This window comes from Planomicrobium stackebrandtii, from assembly GCF_030814955.1.
Taxonomy (GTDB): domain Bacteria; phylum Bacillota; class Bacilli; order Bacillales_A; family Planococcaceae; genus Planococcus; species Planococcus stackebrandtii.
Genome location: NZ_JAUSWB010000002.1, coordinates 62,249 through 84,865 on the forward strand (window position 1 = coordinate 62,249; position 22,617 = coordinate 84,865).

20 protein-coding genes are annotated in these 22,617 nt (G+C 43.5%); 16 read left to right on the top strand and 4 right to left on the bottom strand.

What is annotated here, in order from left to right:
- Positions 1-105 precede the first annotated feature (105 nt).
- From QOZ98_RS03835 to QOZ98_RS03885, 11 genes are all read left to right on the top strand, one after another.
- Complete coding sequence (locus tag QOZ98_RS03835) at positions 106-1,593, top strand: glutamate synthase subunit beta (RefSeq protein ID WP_308786186.1); 1,488 nt, start codon at positions 106-108, stop codon at positions 1,591-1,593.
- 363 nt (positions 1,594-1,956) lie between these two features.
- Entirely contained in the window at positions 1,957-2,418 is a 462-nt protein-coding gene (locus QOZ98_RS03840) for a hypothetical protein (protein WP_308786187.1), read from the top strand.
- A 90-nt stretch (positions 2,419-2,508) separates the two neighbouring features.
- The gene (locus QOZ98_RS03845; RefSeq protein WP_308786188.1) at positions 2,509-3,417 is read left to right on the top strand and encodes an HD-GYP domain-containing protein; all 909 of its coding nucleotides are present in this window, start codon (positions 2,509-2,511) and stop codon (positions 3,415-3,417) included.
- 134 nt (positions 3,418-3,551) lie between these two features.
- Complete coding sequence (locus QOZ98_RS03850) at positions 3,552-4,175, top strand: hypothetical protein (RefSeq protein ID WP_308786189.1); 624 nt, start codon at positions 3,552-3,554, stop codon at positions 4,173-4,175.
- A 108-nt stretch (positions 4,176-4,283) separates the two neighbouring features.
- Positions 4,284-5,741, top strand: coding sequence for a circularly permuted type 2 ATP-grasp protein (locus tag QOZ98_RS03855; protein ID WP_308786190.1), 1,458 nt, complete (start codon positions 4,284-4,286; stop codon positions 5,739-5,741).
- Complete coding sequence (locus QOZ98_RS03860) at positions 5,741-7,612, top strand: alpha-E domain-containing protein (protein WP_308786191.1); 1,872 nt, start codon at positions 5,741-5,743, stop codon at positions 7,610-7,612. Before QOZ98_RS03855 ends, QOZ98_RS03860 begins: the two co-directional genes overlap by 1 nt.
- A gap of 143 nt (positions 7,613-7,755) precedes the next feature.
- Positions 7,756-9,201 carry a DEAD/DEAH box helicase gene (locus tag QOZ98_RS03865; protein ID WP_308786192.1) on the top strand — a complete coding sequence of 482 codons (1,446 nt, stop codon included), beginning with the start codon at positions 7,756-7,758 and terminating at the stop codon, positions 9,199-9,201.
- 247 nt (positions 9,202-9,448) lie between these two features.
- Complete coding sequence (locus QOZ98_RS03870; protein ID WP_407676697.1) at positions 9,449-10,015, top strand: 3D domain-containing protein; 567 nt, start codon at positions 9,449-9,451, stop codon at positions 10,013-10,015.
- Positions 10,016-10,254: 239 nt separating this feature from the next.
- Positions 10,255-11,781: a phytoene desaturase family protein gene (locus QOZ98_RS03875; protein WP_142826799.1), complete on the top strand. Its 1,527-nt coding sequence runs from the start codon at positions 10,255-10,257 to the stop codon at positions 11,779-11,781.
- Positions 11,778-13,235, top strand: coding sequence for a phytoene desaturase family protein (locus QOZ98_RS03880; RefSeq protein ID WP_308786193.1), 1,458 nt, complete (start codon positions 11,778-11,780; stop codon positions 13,233-13,235). Before QOZ98_RS03875 ends, QOZ98_RS03880 begins: the two co-directional genes overlap by 4 nt.
- Positions 13,232-14,065: a phytoene/squalene synthase family protein gene (locus tag QOZ98_RS03885; RefSeq protein ID WP_308786194.1), complete on the top strand. Its 834-nt coding sequence runs from the start codon at positions 13,232-13,234 to the stop codon at positions 14,063-14,065. The genes QOZ98_RS03880 and QOZ98_RS03885 overlap by 4 nt, the downstream gene beginning before the upstream one ends.
- Before the next feature lie 311 nt (positions 14,066-14,376).
- Here the strand turns inward: QOZ98_RS03885 and QOZ98_RS03890 are convergent, their stop codons facing one another.
- The 4 genes from QOZ98_RS03890 to QOZ98_RS03905 are packed head-to-tail and all read right to left on the bottom strand — an operon-like array spanning position 14,377 to position 18,390.
- Positions 14,377-15,870, bottom strand: coding sequence for a phytoene desaturase family protein (locus tag QOZ98_RS03890; RefSeq protein ID WP_308786195.1), 1,494 nt, complete (start codon positions 15,868-15,870; stop codon positions 14,377-14,379).
- Entirely contained in the window at positions 15,867-16,967 is a 1,101-nt protein-coding gene (locus QOZ98_RS03895) for a glycosyltransferase (RefSeq protein WP_308786196.1), read from the bottom strand. Before QOZ98_RS03895 ends, QOZ98_RS03890 begins: the two co-directional genes overlap by 4 nt.
- 2 nt (positions 16,968-16,969) lie before the next feature.
- Positions 16,970-17,644 carry a lysophospholipid acyltransferase family protein gene (locus QOZ98_RS03900; RefSeq protein ID WP_308786197.1) on the bottom strand — a complete coding sequence of 225 codons (675 nt, stop codon included), beginning with the start codon at positions 17,642-17,644 and terminating at the stop codon, positions 16,970-16,972.
- A complete protein-coding gene (locus QOZ98_RS03905; RefSeq protein ID WP_308786198.1) occupies positions 17,641-18,390 on the bottom strand; it encodes a carotenoid biosynthesis protein in 750 nt (249 codons plus the stop codon). The genes QOZ98_RS03900 and QOZ98_RS03905 overlap by 4 nt, the downstream gene beginning before the upstream one ends.
- 431 nt (positions 18,391-18,821) lie before the next feature.
- On the opposite strand from QOZ98_RS03905, the gene QOZ98_RS03910 reads away from it, so the two are divergent.
- From QOZ98_RS03910 to QOZ98_RS03930, 5 genes are all read left to right on the top strand, one after another.
- Positions 18,822-19,664, top strand: a complete 843-nt coding sequence (locus QOZ98_RS03910) for a MurR/RpiR family transcriptional regulator (protein ID WP_308786199.1) — start codon at positions 18,822-18,824, stop codon at positions 19,662-19,664.
- 75 nt (positions 19,665-19,739) lie between these two features.
- Positions 19,740-20,579: a transporter substrate-binding domain-containing protein gene (locus QOZ98_RS03915; protein ID WP_308786200.1), complete on the top strand. Its 840-nt coding sequence runs from the start codon at positions 19,740-19,742 to the stop codon at positions 20,577-20,579.
- A 28-nt stretch (positions 20,580-20,607) separates the two neighbouring features.
- Entirely contained in the window at positions 20,608-21,276 is a 669-nt protein-coding gene (locus QOZ98_RS03920; RefSeq protein WP_308786201.1) for an amino acid ABC transporter permease, read from the top strand.
- Between the two features lie 12 nt (positions 21,277-21,288).
- Complete coding sequence (locus QOZ98_RS03925; RefSeq protein ID WP_308786202.1) at positions 21,289-22,011, top strand: amino acid ABC transporter ATP-binding protein; 723 nt, start codon at positions 21,289-21,291, stop codon at positions 22,009-22,011.
- 148 nt (positions 22,012-22,159) lie between these two features.
- A complete protein-coding gene (locus QOZ98_RS03930) occupies positions 22,160-22,576 on the top strand; it encodes a CBS domain-containing protein (protein WP_308786203.1) in 417 nt (138 codons plus the stop codon).
- Positions 22,577-22,617 lie beyond the last annotated feature (41 nt).

The following is a 22,617-nucleotide window of genomic DNA, read 5'->3' on the forward strand; positions in this document are numbered from 1 at the left end:
AGCGAAAAGACACTGGAGACTCGACAAAATAAAAATCCCGGGCTTTCGCAAACGAACGAAAGCTCCGCGGATTCATCATGAGAAACTGTGAGTAGGAGGGAAAAGATGGGCAAACCAACTGGATTTATGGAATACGACAGACAAACAGTCAAAGAGCGCCAACCGGCTGAACGGACAAAAGATTGGAACGACTATACAATTCCTTTGTCAAATGAAGAAGTGGCAAAACAAGGTGCGCGCTGTATGGACTGTGGAGTGCCGACATGCCATACCGGAATGGATTTGGACAATGTGACCACTGGCTGCCCGGTGAATCATCTTATCCCTGAATGGAATGATCTGGTTTACCGCGGACAATGGAAGGAAGCTTTGCATCGTGAGCATCTGAAGAATAATTTCCCTGAGTTTACTGGAACTGCCTGTCCAGCCCCTTGTGAAGGAGCTTGTGTTCTTGGTATCAATGAACCGCCCGTAGCTATCCGTACAGTGGAGCGGTCCATTATTGAACGTGGCTTTGCGGAGGGATGGGTTGTACCGGAACCGCCCAAATCACGGACTGGCAAAAAGGTCGCTGTAATCGGTTCAGGACCGGCCGGACTTGCAGCAGCGGCTCAATTGAACAAAGCAGGGCATTTGGTAACCGTGTTTGAAAAAAGCGACCGCGTGGGCGGCTTGCTGACATACGGAATTCCGGAAATGAAACTGTCTTACGATATGGTGCAAAGACGTGTGAATATTCTTGAACAGGAAGGCATCACTTTCATCACGAGTGTAGAAGTAGGCAAAAACTATCCTTCTTCAAAACTGAAAGATGATTTTGATGCAGTTGTCATGTGTACAGGGGCAACTGTTCACCGCAACATTGACGTAGAGGGCCGCGATTTGAAGGGCGTTCACTTTGCAATGGATTTTCTGCATGCCAGCACGAAAAGTCTTTTGGATTCAAATTTTGAAGATGGCCAATACATTTCAGCAAAAGGCAAAAACGTTATCGTCATCGGAGGCGGAGACACAGGAACTGATTGCTTAGCAACGTCCGTCCGCCACGATTGTGCAAGCCTTGTGCAGTTTGATGTCTACGATAAAAAAGGCGCGATTCGCGACGAAAAAGGCAATCCGTGGCCGCAATATCCGAAAGTTCACCGCATTGAATATGGCCATAAAGAAGCTGCTGCCACTTTTGGTGAGGATCCAAGAGCCTATGCAGTTATGACAAAGAAGTTCGTTGGTGATGAAAGCGGACAAATCAAAGAAGTGCATACTGTAAATGTGAAATTGAAGATCGATGAAAACGGCAATCGGATTCGCGAAGAAATTCCAGGTACAGAAAAAGTATGGAAAGCGGATTTGGTACTGATTGCCATTGGGTTCAGCGGACCAGAACAGGATCTGATCCAGCAATTGGAACTGGAAACAGAAGTGAACTCACGAGTAAAAGCCGAATATGGCAAATATACGACCAGTGTTGAAGGTGTTTTTGCGGCGGGAGATGTGCGCCGCGGCCAAAGCCTGATTGTCTGGGCGATTAATGAAGGACGCGAAGCTGCACGTGAATGCGATCGTTTCCTCATGGGAACTACGGTATTGCCATAACAAATAAATAGCAACCTCTTTTAAGAAAGGCTGTGGACAAACTCGATATTCAGTTTGTCCGCAGCTATTTTTATAGGAAGAGGATAAACATTTCAACAGGAAGCTTTACTCCAAAGAAAATAGTTGCCTCAAGGCTAAGAAGTCTGATAATTAAATGATTTCAGCTTATTATATTGATGTAAAAAATGTGTCTTTTATCTAAATAATGCAACAGCTAGTTGTGCAAAAGACCTACTGAGTATATACTATAGAAGGTAAGAGCTGGTATTTTAAGTCAAATTTAGGTGATACGATATACATCCTCACTTATAAAAATTTAGAATTTCAGACCCTGCTACCAAATTTAAAATAGGGGGAATACATATGTTGAAAAAGAGTTTAATCGCCGTACTATTTTCATTGGTTATGGCACTAGGAATGGGCACGAGTGTTTTTGCGGAAAGCAATAACGAAGCAATAGATTACGAGATTACAAATGAAATGACACCGGAAGTTGCAAAAGCGATTACTGAAGTTAATAAAACCAACGATAAAATATACGCAGAAATCAATAAAGCAGTCGACAAATCCGAGAAGATGTATGCTAAGTATCAGGAACAAAAATCCAAACATCAAGATCTAGCTAAACTGGCTAAGCTCACTAAAGATTACGAAAAACAATCTGATAAATTAATTAGCGAATTGAAAGTGAAAACTGAAAAAATGACGCTTAAAGGCATTGAAAAAGCGGAGAAGGCCGGTTTGGATGTGGCTATCAAGCTTGTCCCAATTGAGTTTGCTGATCGCACTGAATTAATTGATCCAATCGTCGTAATTGCCTGGTAAACATGTTGTTCAAAGAACTTTAATTAGAGTAGTATGAGAGTAGAGAGATTCTTCTCTGCTCTCATATTTTTTTGGAAAGGAAGTGTGTATGTGAAGGGCTTGGATATACTAAAAAATGGTCATCTTGAAAAAGTGGAGAACGGCTCGACCACGTTAGATCTTTTAGGACGTGGCAGCGGAATAGAGTTGATGAGACAAACTGTTAAGCAAGGAAGCACTTTCATGCTTTTTCCAGGAGATCAAAAAGATGCCCAAGAATTTTTCTATATACTAGCTGGTGAAGTAGAAGCCGAAGTTAATGGCGGCATTTTAAAGTTAGGTACTAATGATTTTTTTTCGTGTAAAAATTTAGAGAGTGCGATTCATTTTACAGTTTTAAAAGACGTGACTTTCCTGTCGGTTTCTACTACCCCGGTATTCCATTATTTAAGTAATATGATTAGCGAGTTAAGAAAAATTGGAATGGCTGTCGAGAAAAAAGATCGATATACTTTTAACCACAGCTCAAGAGTAGCTAACTACGCAGTGAAGACTTCAGCTAAGATGAAATTAGGGAAAGAGCAGATAGAAAATTTGTTCCTTGCCTCAATTCTTCATGATATTGGCAAAATCAATATTCCAGAAGAAGTTTTGAAAAAGCCTAGCAAACTAACCAATGAAGAATTTGAAGTGGTAAAGAAACATCCAGGTGATGGTGCAAAAATGATTAGGGAAACAGCATATGCTGATTTAGCAGACATCGTTGAACAACATCATGAGCGTGTTAATGGCAGAGGTTATCCGTTTGGCCTTAAGGGCGATGAAATACTGATAGAAGCAAAAATTATTGGGGTATGTGATACATTCGATGCGATGACTGAAGACAGAGCTTACCGGTCTGCCTTTTCCGCTGAGTATGCAATGGCTGAACTTAACAGTCTAGTGGGAGAGCAATACGATGAGGACGTAGTTAAAGCATTTGAGCAGGTTTTAAAAGAAGAAGGAAAGCTAACTACCTAAGTACATAAATATTTTGCCCTTGGCACCCCGGATATTTTGAGGTGTCTTTTATTTTGTTTGAAATGTTTAAAAAAATGAAATTTAGTCAATACTTTATACACAATGATTTATACAAACAAGGAGGAGAGATCTATATGGCTAGAAATTCATCAGGCGGTATGTTCGGCAAACTTGTATTGATCGGTCTTGGTGCCGTAATCGGTGCAGCAATGACGCAGAAGAAAACAGAAACAGGCGGAACTTCTCAAACCAGCAAAGAAGATATCAAGGCAAACATAAAAAAAGGGCTTGATCGCCTAAATGAACAATCAGGCGGTATGGTCGATAAAGTGAAACCGACTGTCAACAAAGCCGTTGAAAAAGTAAAAACGGCAATAGATGCACAGCAAGACATGATGAACAAAGAGAAAGATGCGCTGGACAAAGCCAATAAGACACTTCAGGATGATGTTGGCGGAAATGCTGACAAGAGCAGCAGTTCAACGACAGATAAATCGAGTACAAGCAGTGTTTCCCCTAGTACTAACAAGCCAACAGGCGGAGTTTATGGCGGCAGCACAGCGTATACCGAATCTTTGAAAAAAGATGCATCAGATAATTCTTCGAACAAGGATGATTCAACAGGAAGTTCTTCTTCCAATGCAGGCAAACCATTGGGAAGCAGCACAGAATATACAGATTCTCTAAAAAAAGATTTATCGGACAAATCATCTGAAAAAGACAGCTCATCTTCAAATGATTCAACATTCGGAAAATAATTTAGGTATAATAGAATTAAGATAAGCTATGCGCGTTTGTAGAAGCGGCATAGCTTTTCTTAATTCATTTTTTATCTGAATATTCTACGTATGGAAGGGGCTGCTCGTTTGTTTAAAAGTTATTCAACAGGAGCATTTTTTGATGAGATGTTCACGCCGCAAGGAAAACCGAAATCGCATTATCGAAAGTTTTTCGATGTACTTCAAAGCTTTTCAAAAGAAGAATTAAGAGAAAAGCATGAGACAGCTCAGCTGTCATTTTTAAGGCAGGGCATTACGTTCACGGTTTACAATAATAATGTTGGGACGGAAAGAACGATGCCTTTTGACTTTATTCCTATCATCATTCCCTCTGAGGAATGGGAAGTAGTGGAAAAAGGGATGATACAGCGGGCGGAAGCGCTTAACCAATTTTTGGAAGATGTATATCATGAAAAGCGCATTCTTCAGGACGGAATTGTCCCAAGGCGGTTAGTCGAAGAAAACCCATATTATTACGAAGAGCAAGTGAAAGGCATCGATATTCCGTTGAAGAACCATATCTTTTTAGCGGGAATTGATTTGATTCGCGACGAAAACGGAAAATATCATGTACTCGAAGATAATTTGCGCAATCCATCCGGATTGTCCTACGTTTATCAAAATCGCTATGTCATGCGCCAGGTTTACCCCGAGTTTTTTGCCAGCCAATCGGTTCATACCCTCGAGCATCAACTATCCCATTTGCATCAAGCCATATTGGATCATGCACCAGAGTCAAGAAAAGAAAAGGCATTCGCAGTCCTACTAACACCGGGAATGTACAATTCCGCTTATTATGACCACGTGTTTTTGGCACAGCAAATGGGGATTGACTTGGTCGAAGGAAGAGATCTGATTGTCAAAAAGAACATTGTCTATATGAAATCCATCCGGGGATTAAAGCGTGTGGATATCATCTACCGCCGAATTGACGATGACTATTTGGATCCTGAAGCATTTCTGGCTGAATCGGCACTTGGCGTTCCTGGCCTGCTGGTTGCCTATAGAAAAGGCAACGTGGCAATTTTAAATGGCATCGGCAACGGAGTAGCAGACGATAAAGCCATTTACGCTTATGTTCCAGACATGATCCGGTATTACCTCGGCGAAGAACCAATTATTGATAATGTAAAAACGTATCTTTTGGATAATCCAGAAGAGAGGGAATGGGTACTCGATCACTTGAATGAATTGGTGGTTAAAAATGTTGGGGCTTCAGGTGGATACGATATGCTTGTAGGGCCGCATGCTTCTGAAGAATTGATTGAGGAATTCCGCGAAAAAATCATTGAGACCCCTCATCAGTATATTGCACAGCCTACCATTAAGTTATCCAGAGCTCCCGCCTATCAAGGAGAAGAATTTTATCCCTGCCATGTCGATTTAAGGGTCTTTGTGGTTCGTGGAGTGGATACGCACGTCATGCCGGGCGGACTTTCCCGCGTAGCCTTAAAAGAAGGTTCACTAGTTGTGAATTCTTCACAGGGGGGCGGCGGGAAAGATACATGGGTGTTTAAAAAACGGGAAGAAGAGGGGGACGCCTGATGCTGAGCCGCGTAGCGAATTCATTGTACTGGATGTCAAGAAACGTTGAAAGAGCGGAAAACAATGCCCGCATTTTAGATGTGCAGCTGCTGCAGATGATCGAAGCTGCAGACGAAGAGCTGATTCGGGACAGTGATTGGAAGCTGATTTATGAAATCTGTGCTTCGACTGAAACGATGGAGCACATCAAATCCTTGCCGAGCTATCAGGAAGACCAGCTGGTCCATTATTTGGCGATGGAAGAAACTAATTTTAATTCTGTAGCACGTTGTGTAAGAATTGTTCGTGAAAATGCCAGAATCAGCCGGGATCATATTCCGGATGACTATTGGGAAGCATGGAATGACTGCTATTTGGCTTTGAAGGAGATGGATCAGCAAAGCTGCACCGTCAAGGAAATGCGCCAATTTCTTGAGCAGGTGAAGCTAACCTCACTGATCACTCAGGGAATTGTTGAATCTGCAATGCCTAGGGGTGTGCCATATCAAATTATTAAAATTGCAAAATGGCTGGAGCGTGCAGAAAAAACAGCGCGGGTTTTGAACGTGGTATGTGAGCGGACACGGGAGCGGGTGCTCGAAGCCCAGTCCGAAGATTATTACTACTGGCTGGCCGCATTGCGGATGACGAATGGCTACAATGCGTATTTAAAAATGAATCCGCCTCAAATGGATCCCAAGAAAGTTCTGACTTTCCTGATTGCCAATACAAACTTTCCCCGGTCGATCCGCTATTGCCTGACGCATGTCCGCAAAGCGATCGATGAACTTGAGGGAGGAAAAATTTCTCATTATTCCTGGGAACTTTATGCAAAATTAGACCAGCTGCAGGAAGAATTTGAAGAAATCAGCATAGTTGAGTTGAATTCTGATGAAATCATGGATTTTCTCAATGATTTTCAAAATGGCTGCAATGAAGTCGGAGAAATTTTTTCGAAAACCTACTATTTAAGCGATTCCGAGACTAAACCGAGGGAGTCCAGCCAATCACAGAGCATGGGCGCGAAAGGAATAACTTCTATGAAATATAAAGTTGAGCATACCAATGTCTTTCAGTACGAAACCATTGTCGACCAGAGCATGAACTCGATTCGCTTAAAACCAAGAACCGATGAATGCCAGCGGCTATTATCTTATCGTGCTGACATCACACCGGCTTCTCTGACCAAGGAACATATTGATATTTGGGGCAACCACGTTGAAACATTTTTCATCGCAGAGCATCATCAACATCTGGAAGTCAAAACTACATCAATTGTCAGTATACAAAAAAGTCCATTTATCCATCGCATTGACTACTCACCTGAAATGAGTGCCATTTTTCATTCGCAATTATTCAGAGAACATTATTTGGCATTTCTAAGCAATACGGCGTATACGTATTTAACAATAGAGCAGATGAGCCAGGTAGATCGGGAGCTCGGAATCATGAAAAATCCGGTGCAGTACGCGATTGACGTAATGGAGCATATTCATCAACATTTTACCTATGATGGCGAATCAACGACCGTCGATACAAAAGCACAGGAATCTTTTGACTTGAGAAAAGGGGTTTGCCAGGATATTACGCATGTGATGCTGGGCATTCTTCGCAGCAAATATATTCCGGCCCGTTACGTCAGCGGCTACTTATACGTCGGTGAAAATTCGGCGCTGGTCGGGGATGCTGCAAGCCATGCTTGGGTGGAAGTGATGGTTCCGGGTATTGGTTGGGTCGGTTTGGATCCGACGAACAATGTAGAGGCGCTGGAAAATCACATCCGTGTTGGTGTGGGGCGTGATTATAACGATGTCAGCCCAGTGCAGGGCGTTTACCGAGGCGGCAGCCAATCATTGGATGTCAAAGTCTCAGTAAGCCTGATGGATCAATAAAGAAAAAGGTTGATTACCATGGCAATCTTCAGCCTGAAGCCGTTAAAATGGGATAAATCTTAATAATCGTTTAACGGCAGAATTTTCTAATCCGTGCGATAATAGGAGAACCTGAAATTTTTGAACGGAGATGGAGAGCAATTATGAACAACAGACAATTTAGCGATTACGATATAAGTGAAACAATAGTAAAGGCCCTGGAAGGACTTGGCTATACGGAACCGACAGAAGTACAAAGAAAAGTGATACCTGTCGCGCTGTCAAAGACTGACTTAACGGTCAAGTCCCAAACAGGCAGCGGGAAAACAGCGGCCTTTGGAATTCCAATCTGTGAATTGGTCGACTGGGAAGAAAACAAGCCGCAGGCATTGATTTTGACACCGACCCGGGAACTGGCAGACCAAGTAAAAGAAGATTTAACGAATATCGGCCGTTTTAAGCGCATCAAAGCGGCAGCGGTCTACGGCAAGCAGCCTTTCGCTTACCAGCAGGCTGAGCTGAAGCAAAAATGCCACGTAGTAGTAGGAACGCCAGGACGTGTTTTTGACCATATCGAACGCGGGACATTAAACCTTGAGCGAATAGAGTACCTGGTTTTGGATGAAGCGGATGAAATGCTGAATATGGGCTTTGTGGAGCAGGTGGAAGCAATCATCAATAAGTTGCCGAAGCAGCGCACAACCATGTTATTTTCAGCAACCTTGCCTGAAAATGTTGAAAATTTGCAGAAAAAATACATGATCGATCCGCAGCATATTGAAATTGCGTCAGCAGAAAACCTCGCTGCCCAAATCGATCATTCACTGTTTGTTGTCGCAGAGCAGAAAAAGTTTGCCTTGTTGCGTAATGTGACCATCATTGAAAATCCTGACAGCTGCATTATTTTCTGCCGGACAAAAGACAATGTTGATTTTGTCATGGAACAATTGGAAAAACATTTTTATACATGCGATAAATTGCACGGCGGCATGCTGCAGGAAGATCGGACTGCGGTCATGAATGATTTTAAGCGTGGTGAATTCCGCTACTTAGTGGCAACGGATGTTGCGGCACGCGGAATTGATATCGACAGCATCACGCATGTCATCAACTACGACCTGCCAATGGAAAAGGAAAGCTATGTACATCGTGCAGGCCGTACCGGACGAGCTGGGAAAACAGGAAAAGCAATTTCGTTTGTCACTCCAAACGAAGACAAATTCCTGGATGAGATTGAAGAATATATCGGATTTGAAATCTCTCGCAGAACTTCTCCTTCCACATACGAAGTAGAAGAAGCAACGCAGGCATTTACTGAGAAACTTGAAAGCCGTCCAAAGCTGAAGAGGAATAAAAACGAGCAAGTCAATAAGGATATCCTCAAGCTGTACTTTAATGGCGGCAAGAAAAAAAAGCTTCGTGCCTTTGATTTTGTCGGAACATTGACAAGCATCCCAGGTGTGACGGCTGAAGACATCGGAATCATCAAAATTCAGGATACGGTGACATATATCGATATTCTGAACGGCAAAGGACCAATGGTGTTGAAAGCAATGAAAGATAAGACGGTAAAAGGAAAAACGCTGAAAGTGCACAAAGCGAATAAATAAAGGGAAGCACAGGCTGATCATCAGCCTGTGCTTTTTCATTTCCCAGGAAATATATTTGGGGCATGTCATATAGAATGGTATAAAAGGCTTTTATTATTCCAATATTTAGGGTTTAAAATGAGTCCATACAATACTTATGTCACAAATTGAAGCGGTATTGTAATGAAAGATGCCCTTAATTGTCACGTGTCTGTAATATTCCCGTGCTATTTTAATTGTACTTACAAAAAGCAAAGGGGATAGCAGATTGAAAAAACTATTGGCGGTCTTAAGTTTTGCACTGATTTTATTCCTAGCAACTTCGATTCAGAGCTCAGCAGCATCAAACACATACACAGTAAAAAGTGGGGACACACTCTATAAGATTTCAAAAACGCAAAAAGTAACAGTCAGCAACTTGAAGATTTGGAACGGTTTAAAGTCCAATACAATTTATCCAAAACAAAAACTTCAATTAAAGAAACCGGCAGCAAAGACGGTTTCGAAAAAAACTACTCCATCCCGCTCTACAAGCGGATCAGTAGTTAAAGAATTCACAGTTAGTGCAACTGCCTACACAGCCTACTGCAAAGGGTGTTCAGGAATTACCCGCACCGGCCTTAACTTAAAGAAAAACCCTGGCCTCAAAGTCATTGCGGTAGATCCGAAAGTTATTCCACTTGGAACGAAAGTCCATGTTGAAGGCTACGGCTATGCAGTCGCTGGAGATACTGGCGGTGCCATCAAAGGAAACAAAATCGATGTCTTCATTCCTACTCAAAGCAGCGCCCTTAAGTGGGGACGCAAGAACGTAAAAATAAAAATATTGAAATAAGCAAAGGCCGGCTCATGAAAATGAGCCGGCCTTTTTTGGGTTTTTATTTGTCATGATTAAAGGAGGATTTGCCGAGGTTTTGCAAAGGGGATCTATCCTCGAAAATGGCGGTTCGCCAAGGTGCAACAATTTTGAAAGAGCCTAAATTCAAATGAATAGTCTTTTTTTGAGTTTGACGGTATAATATTTGTATAATAAATGTAGAATTATTAGGGCTATTTGAATTGGAGGCATCTGTTATGTCGGAGAAGATGATTGTGATAGGGGCCGGACCTGGCGGCTTAGCTGCAGCCATGTTATTGGCGAGTAGAGGATACGAAGTGGATGTCTATGAGAAACAGCCTTGGGTAGGTGGCAGAAATGCAGAGCTGCGTTTAGGTGATTTTACTTTTGATACAGGCCCGACTTTTTTGAGTATGCTGCATTTGGTAGAAGAGTTATTTGAAACGACCGGCCGCAATTTAAAAGATTACATGAATGCAGTTGAATTGGACCCTATGTACGAATTGATTTTTGAAGATCAAAACCTGATAATGACAAGAAATAACCAGGAAATGAAGAAACAAATCAATGAAAACTTCAAAGGCGACGGTGATGGATACGAGCGTTTCATGAAAGAAACAGGAAAGAAACTGGAAGTTCTATCGCCCATGCTGCAATCAAAGATGGATAGCTATTTTAGTATGATCCAGCCGAAAGTTTTAAGGGCTTTGCCGGAACTTGAAGTGAACAAAACTCTGTATGATGTTTTATCCCGCTACTTTAAGGATGAACGATTAAAGATGGCCTTTGCCTTCCAGTCCAAATATTTGGGAATGTCGCCATGGGAATGTCCAGGAGCTTTTTCCATCCTGTCGTATATGGAGCATGCTTATGGTATTTACCATCCAATTGGAGGCGTAAACCAATTGTCTCAGGCAATGGCAAAAGTTGTTGAAGAACTTGGCGGTAAAATTCATACCAGCACAGGCGTCAAAAAACTATGGATTGAAAACCGAAAAGTTAAAGGGGTAGATCTGGAAAATGGACAGCGTGAAGCGGCGGACGAAGTCATTATTAACGGTGACTTTGCACACGTTATGAACCATTTGGTTGAACCAGGAATCCTGAAAAAATACACGCCGGAAAAACTGGCGAAGAAAAAATATTCCTGCTCCACATTTATGCTTTATTTGGGCCTTGATAAAAAGTACGACTTGTCTCACCACACCATTATATTTTCGAAAGATTATAAGAAGAATGTAGAAGAGATGACAAAATCGCGCATTCTTTCCGCAGATCCTTCCATCTATGTACAAAACGCCAGTGTAACGGATCCAACACTAGCGCCAGAAGGGAAATCTGCCTTGTATATTTTAGCTCCTGTCCCAAATAACTTTAGCGACATTGGCTGGGAAAAAGAACAGCATGCGTTTCGGGAGTTGGTTTTGGATATCATTGAAGAAAAGTCCGAGTTTAAAAATCTGCGGGACCATATCGAAGTCGAAAAAATGCTGACACCGATGGGATGGCAGGAAGATTATTCAGTGTATCAGGGAGCGACATTCAACCTGGGGCACCAATTAACGCAAATGATGGTATTTCGGCCACACAACAAATTTGAGGAATTGGAAAGTTGCTGGTTGGTTGGCGGGGGAACTCATCCAGGAAGCGGATTGCCAACGATCCTGGAATCTGCCCGCATTACGGCCAATGGCATTCTTGAGCAGCATGGAAAAAAAGGAATTCCGATTTTGCCTCTACCGGCACTGGAGGGATTTGCATGAAAATCGCTATGATCGGCGGCGGCGTCGGCGGTATGATGGGTGCACTGTATTTAACGGATATGGGCTTTGATGTCACCATTTTTGAGAAAGAAGAAAAGCTTGGCGGCCGTTTAACTTTTGTGGAAAGAGATGGCTTTAAAGTAGATCAGGGCCCGACAATTGTCTTGTTGCCTGAAATGTTTCAGGATCTTCTTCAGCAGGCAGGTATTGCTGCTGAAGATATCGAATTGTTACTATGCGATCCACTTTATTCCATTCGTTTTCCAGATGGTACGGTATACACCAAATATCCCGATATCAACCGACAGCTGGAAGAAATCGAAAATGTGTTCCCTGCTGAAAAAGAAGGATTCCTTCGGTACATTTCAGAAGGGCGCAAGCGATTTGAAATCGGAAAGTCATCATTTTTAGAGCATTCATTTGTTAATAAAGCCGATTTTTTTACAGCTGCAAACATCAAGAAACTATTAAAACTGAAGCCTCAACAGTCAGTCAAAAAGCTCACGTCAAATTATTTCCGCGATGAACGGCTGCAGTTGGCTTACTCGCTGCAATCCCTTTATATCGGTGGGGACCCGTTCCGCGCGCCGGCCATGTATTCGCTTGTTCCTTTCAGTGAACACGAACATGGAGTATATTATTTGAAAGGCGGTTACGGCAGCCTCATTCCTGTTTTGGAAAAAGAGCTGCGGCAACGCCCAAATGCGACCATCCAAACAAACTGTCCAGTGAAGCGGATTGTGACAGAAGACGGGAAAGCCAAAGCAATCGAAACAGCAGAGGGCTATGAAGAGTTTGATGCGATTGTTTATAATGGCGATTTCCCTGGCATTGAAAAAGTTTTGCCCGAACAGAAGAAGAAGAGCTATACAGCTTCTTCCGGATGCGTGTTGCTGTATTTTGGACTAAATAAAGTATACGAAGAAGGAAATGTTCATCAATTTTTCATTGGCGATAGTTATGAAGACCACATGGACGATGTATTTGTGAAAAAACAGAAAACGGAAAATCCGGCAATTTATACTTTCCATCCGTCAAAGATAGATGATTCGCTTGCTCCTGAAGGGAAAGGCGTTCTCTATGTATTGGTTCCCGTACCTTCAGGGACAGATATTGACTGGGCGAACGATACGGCCTGGATTGAAAAAATAATTGACCGCATGGAAGAGTTGGCTTTTCCGGATTTCCGGAAAGCAGTTGAATGGATGGAAGTCCGTACACCGACAGAAGCAGAAGCTTTTGGCCTCTTTAAAGGGGGCAGTTTTGGAATCGGTCCAACGTTGTTCCAGTCGGGTGTTTTCCGTCCCCAAGTCAAACCATATAAAACGGATCGCTTGTATGCAGTCGGCGCTTCTGTCCATCCCGGAGGAGGCATTCCGATTGTCATGCAAGGTGCAAAGCTGCTGGCAGAGCAAATCCAAGGCGATTTTGCAAAGGAAAGGAGCAATGCATGATGAATTTAAAAGATGCTTATACCTCCTGTGAACAAGTTATCGCTGTAAATTCAAAGAGTTTTTACAAAGCATTTTCCTTGCTGCCAAAGGAAAAACGTAAAGCCGTTTGGGCTGTTTATACGTTTTGCCGGACAGTGGACGATATTGTGGACGAAGGACAGAATTCCAAAGAAGAACTTGAAGAATTCAAGTTCGATTTTGAAAAATTTCAGACGGGCATCTACGATACTGAAAATCCGATGTGGGTAGCTTTGGCGCATGTATTCGAAAACTACGAAATGGATGTAGAAGCATTCTCGGGTTTAATTACCGGTCAAGAAATGGATTTGACCATCAACCGCTACCGGACGATGGAAGAGCTGTTGAATTACAGCTATCATGTGGCGAGTACAGTCGGGTTAATGTTGCTGCCTATCTTGGCTCCAGGCAAGACCAACGTCCTAAAAGAAGGCGCTATTTCACTAGGATACGCCATGCAGATCACCAACATTCTTCGGGATATTGGCGAAGACTTGAAAATGGGCCGAATTTATTTGCCTGAAGAAATCATGGGGAAATATGAGCTATGCGAAGAAGAGCTTCGCTCCGGAGTAGTAACTCCTCAATTTATTGCAGTATGGGAAGAACTGGCCGAAAAAGCGGAATTCCATTACAAAAAAGCATTTGAAACCATCCAAGATTATCCTTTATCTTCGAGAGTTCCTGTAAAAGGGGCGGCATTAGTATATCGTGAAATTTTAGTCACCATCCGTTCTAAACAATATAATGTCTTCCTTGAAAAGCACTATGTACCAGAAGAGTCGAAACAAGCAATACTAGCTTGTTTGTAGTACGAAAAGCGGAGGCAGCCGTGTAGCTCCGACAAGCGCTGGAAACCTTACCGGTAATGGCGGTCTTTGCCATTGCCGGTAAGGCTGAAGCGACTCGAGGGGCTGGCTGCCGGAGTCTGGACAATGAAGAAAAGCGGAAGCGCCCGTGTAGCTCTGACGGGCATAAGAGAGACCGGCGAAGCGGCGCTTTTTGCCGCGCAGTCGGGCTGGCTTATGACCCAAAGAGCTGGGCGCTGGAGTCTGGACAATAAGAAAAGCGGAAGCGCCCGTGTGCTCTAGGCATAACCATTAAACTGGAAAAGACATCGCCATCATTGTGATGGCGGTGTCTTTTTAAATTTCGCAATAATGTTGTTGGCGACATTCAAGCCGCTCAATACGACCATGGGCGATCCGCCGCCGGGATGGGTACTGCCGCCGACGAAAAACAGATTGCGAATGTCACGGCTGGCATTGGGCGGGCGGAGGAAGGCGTCTTTTGGCCGATTGGATGAAGGGCCATAAAGTGCGCCGCGGAATGACCCGAACTTGTCGCGGATAAAAGCCGGCGTGAAGATTTTTTCTTCAGCTAAATGGCTGCGAATATCAACGCCGTAGCTTAACAGAAAGTCGTAGATTCGTTCTTTGTAAACCTCAGGTTCAATTTGCAGATCACCTTCTTTGGTCAATGCGGGTGCATTGACTAAAATGAACAGGTTGTCGCCATCCGGTGAAATTGAAGGATCTGTATAGGAAGAGTTGCTGATATAGACTGTCGGTTCGTTGCTGTAGATTGAAGCATCAAATAAATCATGGAACTCCTGACGATAGTCCGTTGAGAAAAAGACATTGTGGTGCTTCAGAACATCGAGCCGTTCAGACAACCCGACAGTGATGACGAAAGCCGAAATCGATGGTTCAAAAGCAGCCACTTTAGCATCGTTCAACGATGGCCGTTCGGATTCTGCTACCAAGGAAGGAAAGGCAGACAACAGATCTCCGTTTAAAATAACCAGATCTGCCCTAATACGGGTCCCGTCTGCGAGCTCGATGCCCTGAGCTTTTCCGCCATTTGTCACAATTCTTTTGACCTCTGTGTTGGTGTGCAATTGAGCACCGCATTTCCTCGCCACAGCAGCAAACGCGTTAGCGATTCCGGTGTTTCCGCCTTTTGTGTAATAGACGCCTTCCACCAATTCCAAGTAAGCAATCATGGAGAAAGTAGCTGGTGCTTTGTAAGGGGAGGAGCCGATGTACGTGGCATACCGGTCGAATGCCTGAACGAGCAAAGGATTTGTGAAATAGCGCTGGAAAAAATGATGCATCGATTCTGCCGGCCGCACTTTAAGAAGAGCAAATCCGAGAGAAGGCGATAGGTAATCGCGCCAGGATTGAAACGTCACCGGGAAAAAGTAGCGTTCTGAATAACGATACAAGCGGCTGATTTCTTTGATGAACGCCTGGTACTTGTCGGCAGCCGAAGGATCAAAGGTTTTGAGTTGTTGAATCATCTGGTTCTGGTCGCTGGTAAAATCGAATAGACTGCCATCCGGAAAATGATTGCGGGTATGGGATTGCAAGGGAATAAAATTCAGATGATCCTGTGGTTTTTCACCGGTCTGGGAAATGACCTGGTTAAAGACAGCTGGCATCGTGATGGTGTTCGGACCGAAATCAAAACGGTAGTTCCCCAGCTCGACAGGCATCAGTTTGCCCCCTAGGTGACTATTCTTTTCAAAGAGTTCCACGTCGAATCCAGCATGGGCTAGCGTCACTGCAGAAGCAAGTCCACCCAGTCCACCGCCGACTATGACAATTTTTTTCATGAATAATGCCTTCCTTTCCACGAATACGGCTGTTTTTTAAAGGATTTGCGCATCGATTCAACCAATACAGCAAGCATGGCGGCTGCCTGCAGGGGAATGAGGAACGACAGGTACCAGCGCTGATTGGTTACCATGTCCACATACCAGCGCTGAGCAACTGTCAGCAAGTACGGAACGATCCACCAATAAAATCCACTGAACAAGCCGTAAAGAGCCAGAAACGGCGGGAGGATGTAAAAGATTGAATAGAACAAAATGAGGGCTGTGGCTATAACGGGTGACCGGCCGATTCCAGCATAGCTGTTTTTCAGGAAGCCTTCCCACACTTCAGCGTTGGTCGTATACATCCGGCATTTTACGGACATCGTGATATTTGCCAGCACGACTTTGAAGCCGTGCTTTTTTACTTTGCGTGCAATGTGGACATCTTCGACCAGCGAATCATAGACAGCTGTATGTCCACCGATTTTTTGGTAGCTTCTGCTTTCAAACATCATCCACATGCCATTGGCCGCGGTTGCTGCTTTAAATTTAGTGTAATTGGCTAATGCCAGAGGCAGGTGGAATAAAATCACAAAATGCAGCATCGGGACAAGAAGCTTGCTGAGAAAAGGCGCTACATCAAAAGCGGGGAAACCTGTGAGCAGTTGGGCGCCTTTTTGCTGCATCAACGAAAGCGACTGTTCGATGGCTTTTGGCCGGAAGCGGACATCTGCATCGACAAACAGCAAATAGTCTCCGGAAGCGGCTTGCTGAAGCTGATGGCAGGCGTGCACTTTGCCGACCCAGCCATCCGGCAATTGGGTACCATGCAGGATGGTGAAGCGGGAATCTTCGGCAATCGCACGTTCCAGCTCCGCTTGAGTACCATCTGTCGATTGGTCATTTAAAATGATGAACTCTGCATGCCCATATGTAGAATTCTTTAAGGACTTTATCAGAACCTCTACATTGCGTTCTTCGTTTCTCATGGGAACCAGTACGGATACCAAAGGGTCAGCAGAAAGCTGCGGCTGCTTGGGCAGGGCTGGAAGAAACAGGCGATTGATGATGATCCAGGCAAGAAAGAAAAGGTGGATTCCGATATAGATGGCCATAATCATCTTCTCCTTTTTCCGAGTGGCCGAAACCCTTCGCTGTTTTCACTGATGACTGTATCTCTCAAAGAATCGAGCTGTTCTATTGAAAGCTCTTGAAGATAGGCGGTTTTCTCTTTTCGCGACAAGTGTTTCAAAGTATCGGTCGATATCACTGGGTGCTGGCGAACCCAAATTTCGGGTTTTTGCTGATGACCGAAGGAATAATAAAAGCTGAGAGGCACAACCGGCACTTCCGGACAATGCTCCATCAGGTATGCGGCACCTGTCTGGAATGCGAGTGGCCTTGTTTCAAGATGAAATTCATCTCCTTGAGGGAAAAGCACAACTGATTTCCCTTGCTTCAACAAGGCCTCGGCGTATTGCAGCGACGTCAGAATCTCTTTCGGTTTTTTGCGGTTGATGGAAAATGCACCCAAGTATCGAAAATAAGGGTGCTTTTGGAGCCCTTCTTCGTGCATCATCATATGGATATCGTGACGCCAGACTGTACGGTTCAAATAGAAGAACAGCAGGCCATCCCACCAGGAACTGTGATTGGCGATAAACAATACCGGTTTCTTTGGTATAGCTTCCACACCTTGCCCGAGCATTCGGGAAAAAGAAGTGCGGATGAGCGGCGTTAAGTACATGTTAAAGCCCGTTTCAAATAAAGCCGATTTTTTTGCATCGATCATACAGGTCGCCTCTTCCATGCCACTAGGACAATCACAGCAGTCAAAACAGTTGTTAAGAAAGCAGCCAACCACAATCCCCCAATTGCCCCCAGCATGATAAACATGGCAATCATCAATACATACAGCACAACCATCCGTTTTTCAGGCAATTCGGATGCTATTGCCATAGATTTCTTTTTCATGGCCAAGTCGATGATCAGATGAAGGACGAATGCCACGACAAACCATCCAAAAAAATTGGTCCATGGAATTTCATAATAAATGCCGGTATCTTCCCAAATCCAATATTGTTTGATTTGGTAGGCTACAGGATCGATGATCAGATCAATAATTACCGCTCCTATGCCGCCAACTGCGGCATACAGTAAGCCGCCGGCAGGCACAATCCAGCGCGCGATGACATGTGTAGTGGCCATGACCATCAACCAGGCGAAACCGATGGCAACCGGAACACCGAAGACATTTGGCGCAAACCGGTCTGTATAATCATAGGAACCAAAAAGAAATCCACTGTCTGCGCCCGCCCATTCTACAATGAATGTTGAAAAGAAAATGAGGATGCCGAGCATTGATCCACTAACAGCGCCAAAACGCTTAATGAAATATAAAAAGCCGAGTGTACCAGCCAGCATCAAAAAGAATGCATTTGCCCATTCCAACCAAGAGGGAAGAAGATCAAAGCCAAGTAAAATGACGCCGCATATGTACCAAAAAATAAAAAGTTTAAAAATCCGATTTTCCCACACCCTGAACAGCCCCTCAATAAATTGACTTATACAAAGATTATACAGGAATAGAATCAAAATATGAAAACCATAGCTATTAAACAAATAGAATCGTTATATTTAAAGCCCGAATGGGACTACAGAGTTTTAATTTTACAAAAAACGGGCATAAAACCTTATATCAAATTATCTATATTACCTATCCTCTGAATTGAAAGCGGCTACTTTAAAGGGAATAGCGTGTTTACTTAGATAAAAGTAATAATTTTAATAAATGTTTTTTCTGAAACAAAGAGCTCTGATCGCCTCTAGAACAAGCCTTCCGCACCCGCTTTTCCCTGTCTGATAATATTGTCAGCGTTGAATTTTCTGTAAACTATTGCAGGGTTTCCTGCATAATAGTATACTTTAGAAGAGTAAATGAGTGTGTTCTTCAAGTGGAGGCGTTAAATATGCAGGATTTACTGCGAAGTGTGTCTAATTCTTACCCGGAATTTAGTTCAGGCCAAAAAAAAGTCGGTGATTTGTTTTTTAAAGAGCCCATTTTTTTAGCGTTCTCTTCTGCTCTTGAAGTCGGCAGGCGTGTCAATGTCAGTGAATCGACGGTGATACGGTGGACACAAAAGCTCGGGTACACAGGATATGCGGAATTTCAACAGGTTGTGCAGCGTAAATTAGCTGAAGAACGATTGGAAAAGGCCGAACAAAAAATACCGGAACCAGTCGCTGATCAGTCTTTTTTGGAAAATCTGCTTGATGCGGATATTTCCAGTATCGTGAAACTGAAAAAAACGATTAAAGAAGATCAACTTCTAAAGGTTGTTGACAGAATCAGCCAGGCAGACAGAATCTATGTGACCGGCAATTTTTTTGATTATGGCATAGCGCATTGGTTTTCCAATTGGCTGAACCTGGCACTTGACCATACAGAGATGATGTATTCTTCGACAGGGGAATATTACACCCAGCTCTCTAAGATGGCAAAGGGCGATTTGGTAATTGCTTTTGTTTTCCCGCGTTATTCCAGAATGGTCATTGATACATTAAAGAGTGCAAAATCACGAGGAGCGGATGTAATCGTTTTGACTGATTCGGCAGATTCTCCGGCACTTGCATATGCAGACCATGTACTGACCGTATCCGTGAACACAAATTTAAACATTGATTCGTACACTTCTGTCCACGCACTTTTGACTTCAATCATGCGATTTGTTTATGTCAAAGAACAGGCAAAGGTAAATGCTAATTTAGCGAAGGTTGAAGCGGTCTACAAAGAACGCAATATTTTTATGTAGCAGCACGCAATTCATTAGGAAGTTCCGAAACGCCTCGGCGATTTGGTCAATTATAAACGAAAAGGGGAGAGAAAGATGAAAAAGAAATTATCATTTTTAAGCGTAATTTTTTCCGCAGGAGTAGTGTTAGCAGCTTGTGGAGGGGACGACTCATCCAGTTCGGAAGAAGGATCAGGTACGGAAGGCGAGAGCAGTGATTTGAACTTGCTGGAAGATGGCATGTTTACTACTGCTTCAAGTGGTCTTTACAAGCCTTTCAGTTTTGAAGAAGGCGGAAATCTTACAGGGTTTGATATTGAAATCGGCAATGCACTTGCAGAAGAGATGGGTCTGGAGCCGAATCCGGTAACGACGCCATTTGAAACGATTATACAAGGATTGAACACCAACCGTTATGATGCCATTATCGGCTCGATGTCAAATACGGCAGAACGTGCTGAGCAAGTTGCATTTTCAGATCCATATTATTATTCAGGTGGAGCAATTTTCGTCCGTGAAGGAAATACCGAAATCCAGTCTGCTGAAGATTTGGAAGGCGTTAAAATCGGTGTAGTAGGGCAAAGTACATATGATACAGCTGCCCAAGAATTCACAGATGATATTCAAATTTACTCCAGTGACGTAGTCGCATTGCAGGATTTGACAGTTGAAGGCCGGTTGGATGCAGTAATTACAGCAGATGTTGTCGGTTTTGAAGCACAAAATGAAGGACTGGCAGTTGAAATGGTCGGCGATCCATTATGGGTTGAACAACCATCAATCGCTGTTCGCCAAGAAGACGAAGCATTGCTTCAGGCTATAGATGAGGCATTGGATACAATCATTGAAAACGGAACGTATGAAGAGATTTCACAAAAATGGTTTGGCCGCAATCTCCTCGATATAGATCTTGAAGGCGTAGAAGTTCTCGAATAATTATTTGAGATGAAGAGGAGTGGAAGGCATGCCAGAGATATTTACAACAGTATATGATGTATTCATGCGAACATACCCTGGATTTTTAGAAGCCACTGTTGTTACGCTTCAACTGACAGCAATCGGTGTAATTTTAGGGACAGTCATCGGACTGGTCTTTGCGTTGATGAAAATTTCAGGATCGAAAATTTTACGGGCTATTGCCAATATTTACATCACGATCATTCGCGGAACCCCGCTGATCGTGCAGATTATGTTCTTGTATTTTGGCATTGTTGAACTTTATACGATGTCGAACTTTTGGGCTGGAGCTATAGCGCTCGGTGTCCATAATGGTGCGTATATTGCAGAAATTTTCCGCGGCTCGATTCAGGGAATTGATCCTGGACAGCGGGAAGCCAGTATGTCACTTGGGATGGACCGCCGCCAGACAATGAGCCGAATCGTTTTTCCGCAGGCATTGCGCCGTTCGATTCCACCGCTTGGCAACCAGTTCATCATTACATTGAAAGACTCATCACTCGTTTATATTATCGGGGTAGCCGAAATCTTCTCACTTGGAAACCGGGAAGCAGCACAATCCTACCAGCCATTTGAATCGTTCCTGGTTGTTGCGCTCTACTACCTCGTGCTTGTCATGATTTTCACATTCTTGTTGCGTTTGTATGAAAACAAACTCGATGTCGACAGAGCCTAAGGAGGGACTAACATGATTATTGGAGAAAACATTCATAAATCCTTTGGTGACCTCGAGGTACTGAAAGGCGTGGATCTTCACGTCAGGCCACAGGAAGTTGTCGTACTTGTCGGAGTCAGCGGCTCCGGGAAAAGTACACTTCTCAGATGCTTTAACTTTCTTGAAATGATCAATGAAGGAAAAATTACCATTGATGGCCACACAGTCAATCCGAAAAAGGATAACTTAACAAAAATTCGTGCAGAAGTTGGTATGGTATTTCAGCATTTCAACCTTTTTCCTCATAAAACAGTACTGGAAAATGTAATAGAAGCACCCATCACTGTCAAAAAGATGAAGAAGGAAGAAGCCAAAAAACTGGGAGCGGAATTGCTCAAAAAGGTAGGTTTGGAAGATAAAGCTGATGTCTATCCGAGTAAGCTTTCCGGAGGGCAAAAGCAGCGTGTTGCTATAGCCCGGTCACTTGCCATGCAGCCGAAAGTCATGCTGTTTGATGAACCGACGTCAGCACTGGATCCGGAACTGGTTGGGGAAGTGCTGCAGGTTATGAAGCAGTTGGCTGAAGAAGGAATGACTATGGTCGTTGTCACCCATGAGATGAAGTTCGCCAAAGAAGTGGCGGATCGCATCATCATGATTGATGAAGGAAGGATCATTGAATCTGCAGATCCAAAGAATTTCTTTGAAAACCCACAAAATGAGCGGACAAAACAGTTTATTCAACTAGTGGAATAACTAGCTGGCAGTGGGTTTAAAATACTAAGTGGATAAGAAGGAGTCGGTTCAAATGAACTGATTCCTTCTTTCTTTTAATAATTGACGTTTGCTAAACGGCAAATCGGTTAAGCTATAAGTAATGAGAGTACTTGAGGAGGCAGAAGGGATGAGAATCGAAGATATCATGACGACAGACGTCGAAACGTGCAGACCCGAATCAACGCTTCAAGAAGTTGCCTCAATGATGCGTGAAATAAATGTAGGGTCAATTCCCATCTGTGAAGATGGGCGTTTGGTTGGAATCGTTACAGATCGCGACATCGTCATTCGCGGGCTTGCTGAACAGATTCCAAGTGATGCTGCTATCGCGGAAATCCTATCGGCGGAAGTTATTACCGGAACGGTGAGCCTTACCGTTGAGGAAGCGGCTGAGTTAATGGCCATCCATAAGATCCGCAGGCTTCCGATTGTAGCGAACGAACGAATAATTGGCATTGTTTCGTTAGGTGACTTGGCTATCAGAGATGATTCGTCAAATCACTATGCAGAAAATACCATTATTGAAATCTCGGAGCTGGATTAAGCAGCTGGCCGTGAAAAAAGCCTTTCCACATAGGGAAAGGC

Bases quoted from the DNA above. Each gene is read 5' to 3' on its own strand.
- QOZ98_RS03915 (WP_308786200.1), top strand. From the start codon at position 19,740: ATGAAAAAGAAATTATCATTTTTAAGCGTAATTTTTTCCGCAGGAGTA.
- QOZ98_RS03850 (WP_308786189.1), top strand. From the start codon at position 3,552: ATGGCTAGAAATTCATCAGGCGGTATGTTCGGCAAACTTGTATTGATC.
- QOZ98_RS03880 (WP_308786193.1), top strand. From the start codon at position 11,778: ATGAAAATCGCTATGATCGGCGGCGGCGTCGGCGGTATGATGGGTGCA.
- QOZ98_RS03840 (WP_308786187.1), top strand. From the start codon at position 1,957: ATGTTGAAAAAGAGTTTAATCGCCGTACTATTTTCATTGGTTATGGCA.
- QOZ98_RS03925 (WP_308786202.1), top strand. From the start codon at position 21,289: ATGATTATTGGAGAAAACATTCATAAATCCTTTGGTGACCTCGAGGTA.
- QOZ98_RS03895 (WP_308786196.1), bottom strand. From the start codon at position 16,967: ATGGCCATCTATATCGGAATCCACCTTTTCTTTCTTGCCTGGATCATC.
- QOZ98_RS03910 (WP_308786199.1), top strand. From the start codon at position 18,822: ATGCAGGATTTACTGCGAAGTGTGTCTAATTCTTACCCGGAATTTAGT.
- QOZ98_RS03865 (WP_308786192.1), top strand. From the start codon at position 7,756: ATGAACAACAGACAATTTAGCGATTACGATATAAGTGAAACAATAGTA.
- QOZ98_RS03875 (WP_142826799.1), top strand. From the start codon at position 10,255: ATGTCGGAGAAGATGATTGTGATAGGGGCCGGACCTGGCGGCTTAGCT.
- QOZ98_RS03890 (WP_308786195.1), bottom strand. From the start codon at position 15,870: ATGAAAAAAATTGTCATAGTCGGCGGTGGACTGGGTGGACTTGCTTCT.
- QOZ98_RS03885 (WP_308786194.1), top strand. From the start codon at position 13,232: ATGATGAATTTAAAAGATGCTTATACCTCCTGTGAACAAGTTATCGCT.
- QOZ98_RS03900 (WP_308786197.1), bottom strand. From the start codon at position 17,644: ATGATCGATGCAAAAAAATCGGCTTTATTTGAAACGGGCTTTAACATG.
- QOZ98_RS03835 (WP_308786186.1), top strand. From the start codon at position 106: ATGGGCAAACCAACTGGATTTATGGAATACGACAGACAAACAGTCAAA.
- QOZ98_RS03920 (WP_308786201.1), top strand. From the start codon at position 20,608: ATGCCAGAGATATTTACAACAGTATATGATGTATTCATGCGAACATAC.
- QOZ98_RS03860 (WP_308786191.1), top strand. From the start codon at position 5,741: ATGCTGAGCCGCGTAGCGAATTCATTGTACTGGATGTCAAGAAACGTT.
- QOZ98_RS03930 (WP_308786203.1), top strand. From the start codon at position 22,160: ATGAGAATCGAAGATATCATGACGACAGACGTCGAAACGTGCAGACCC.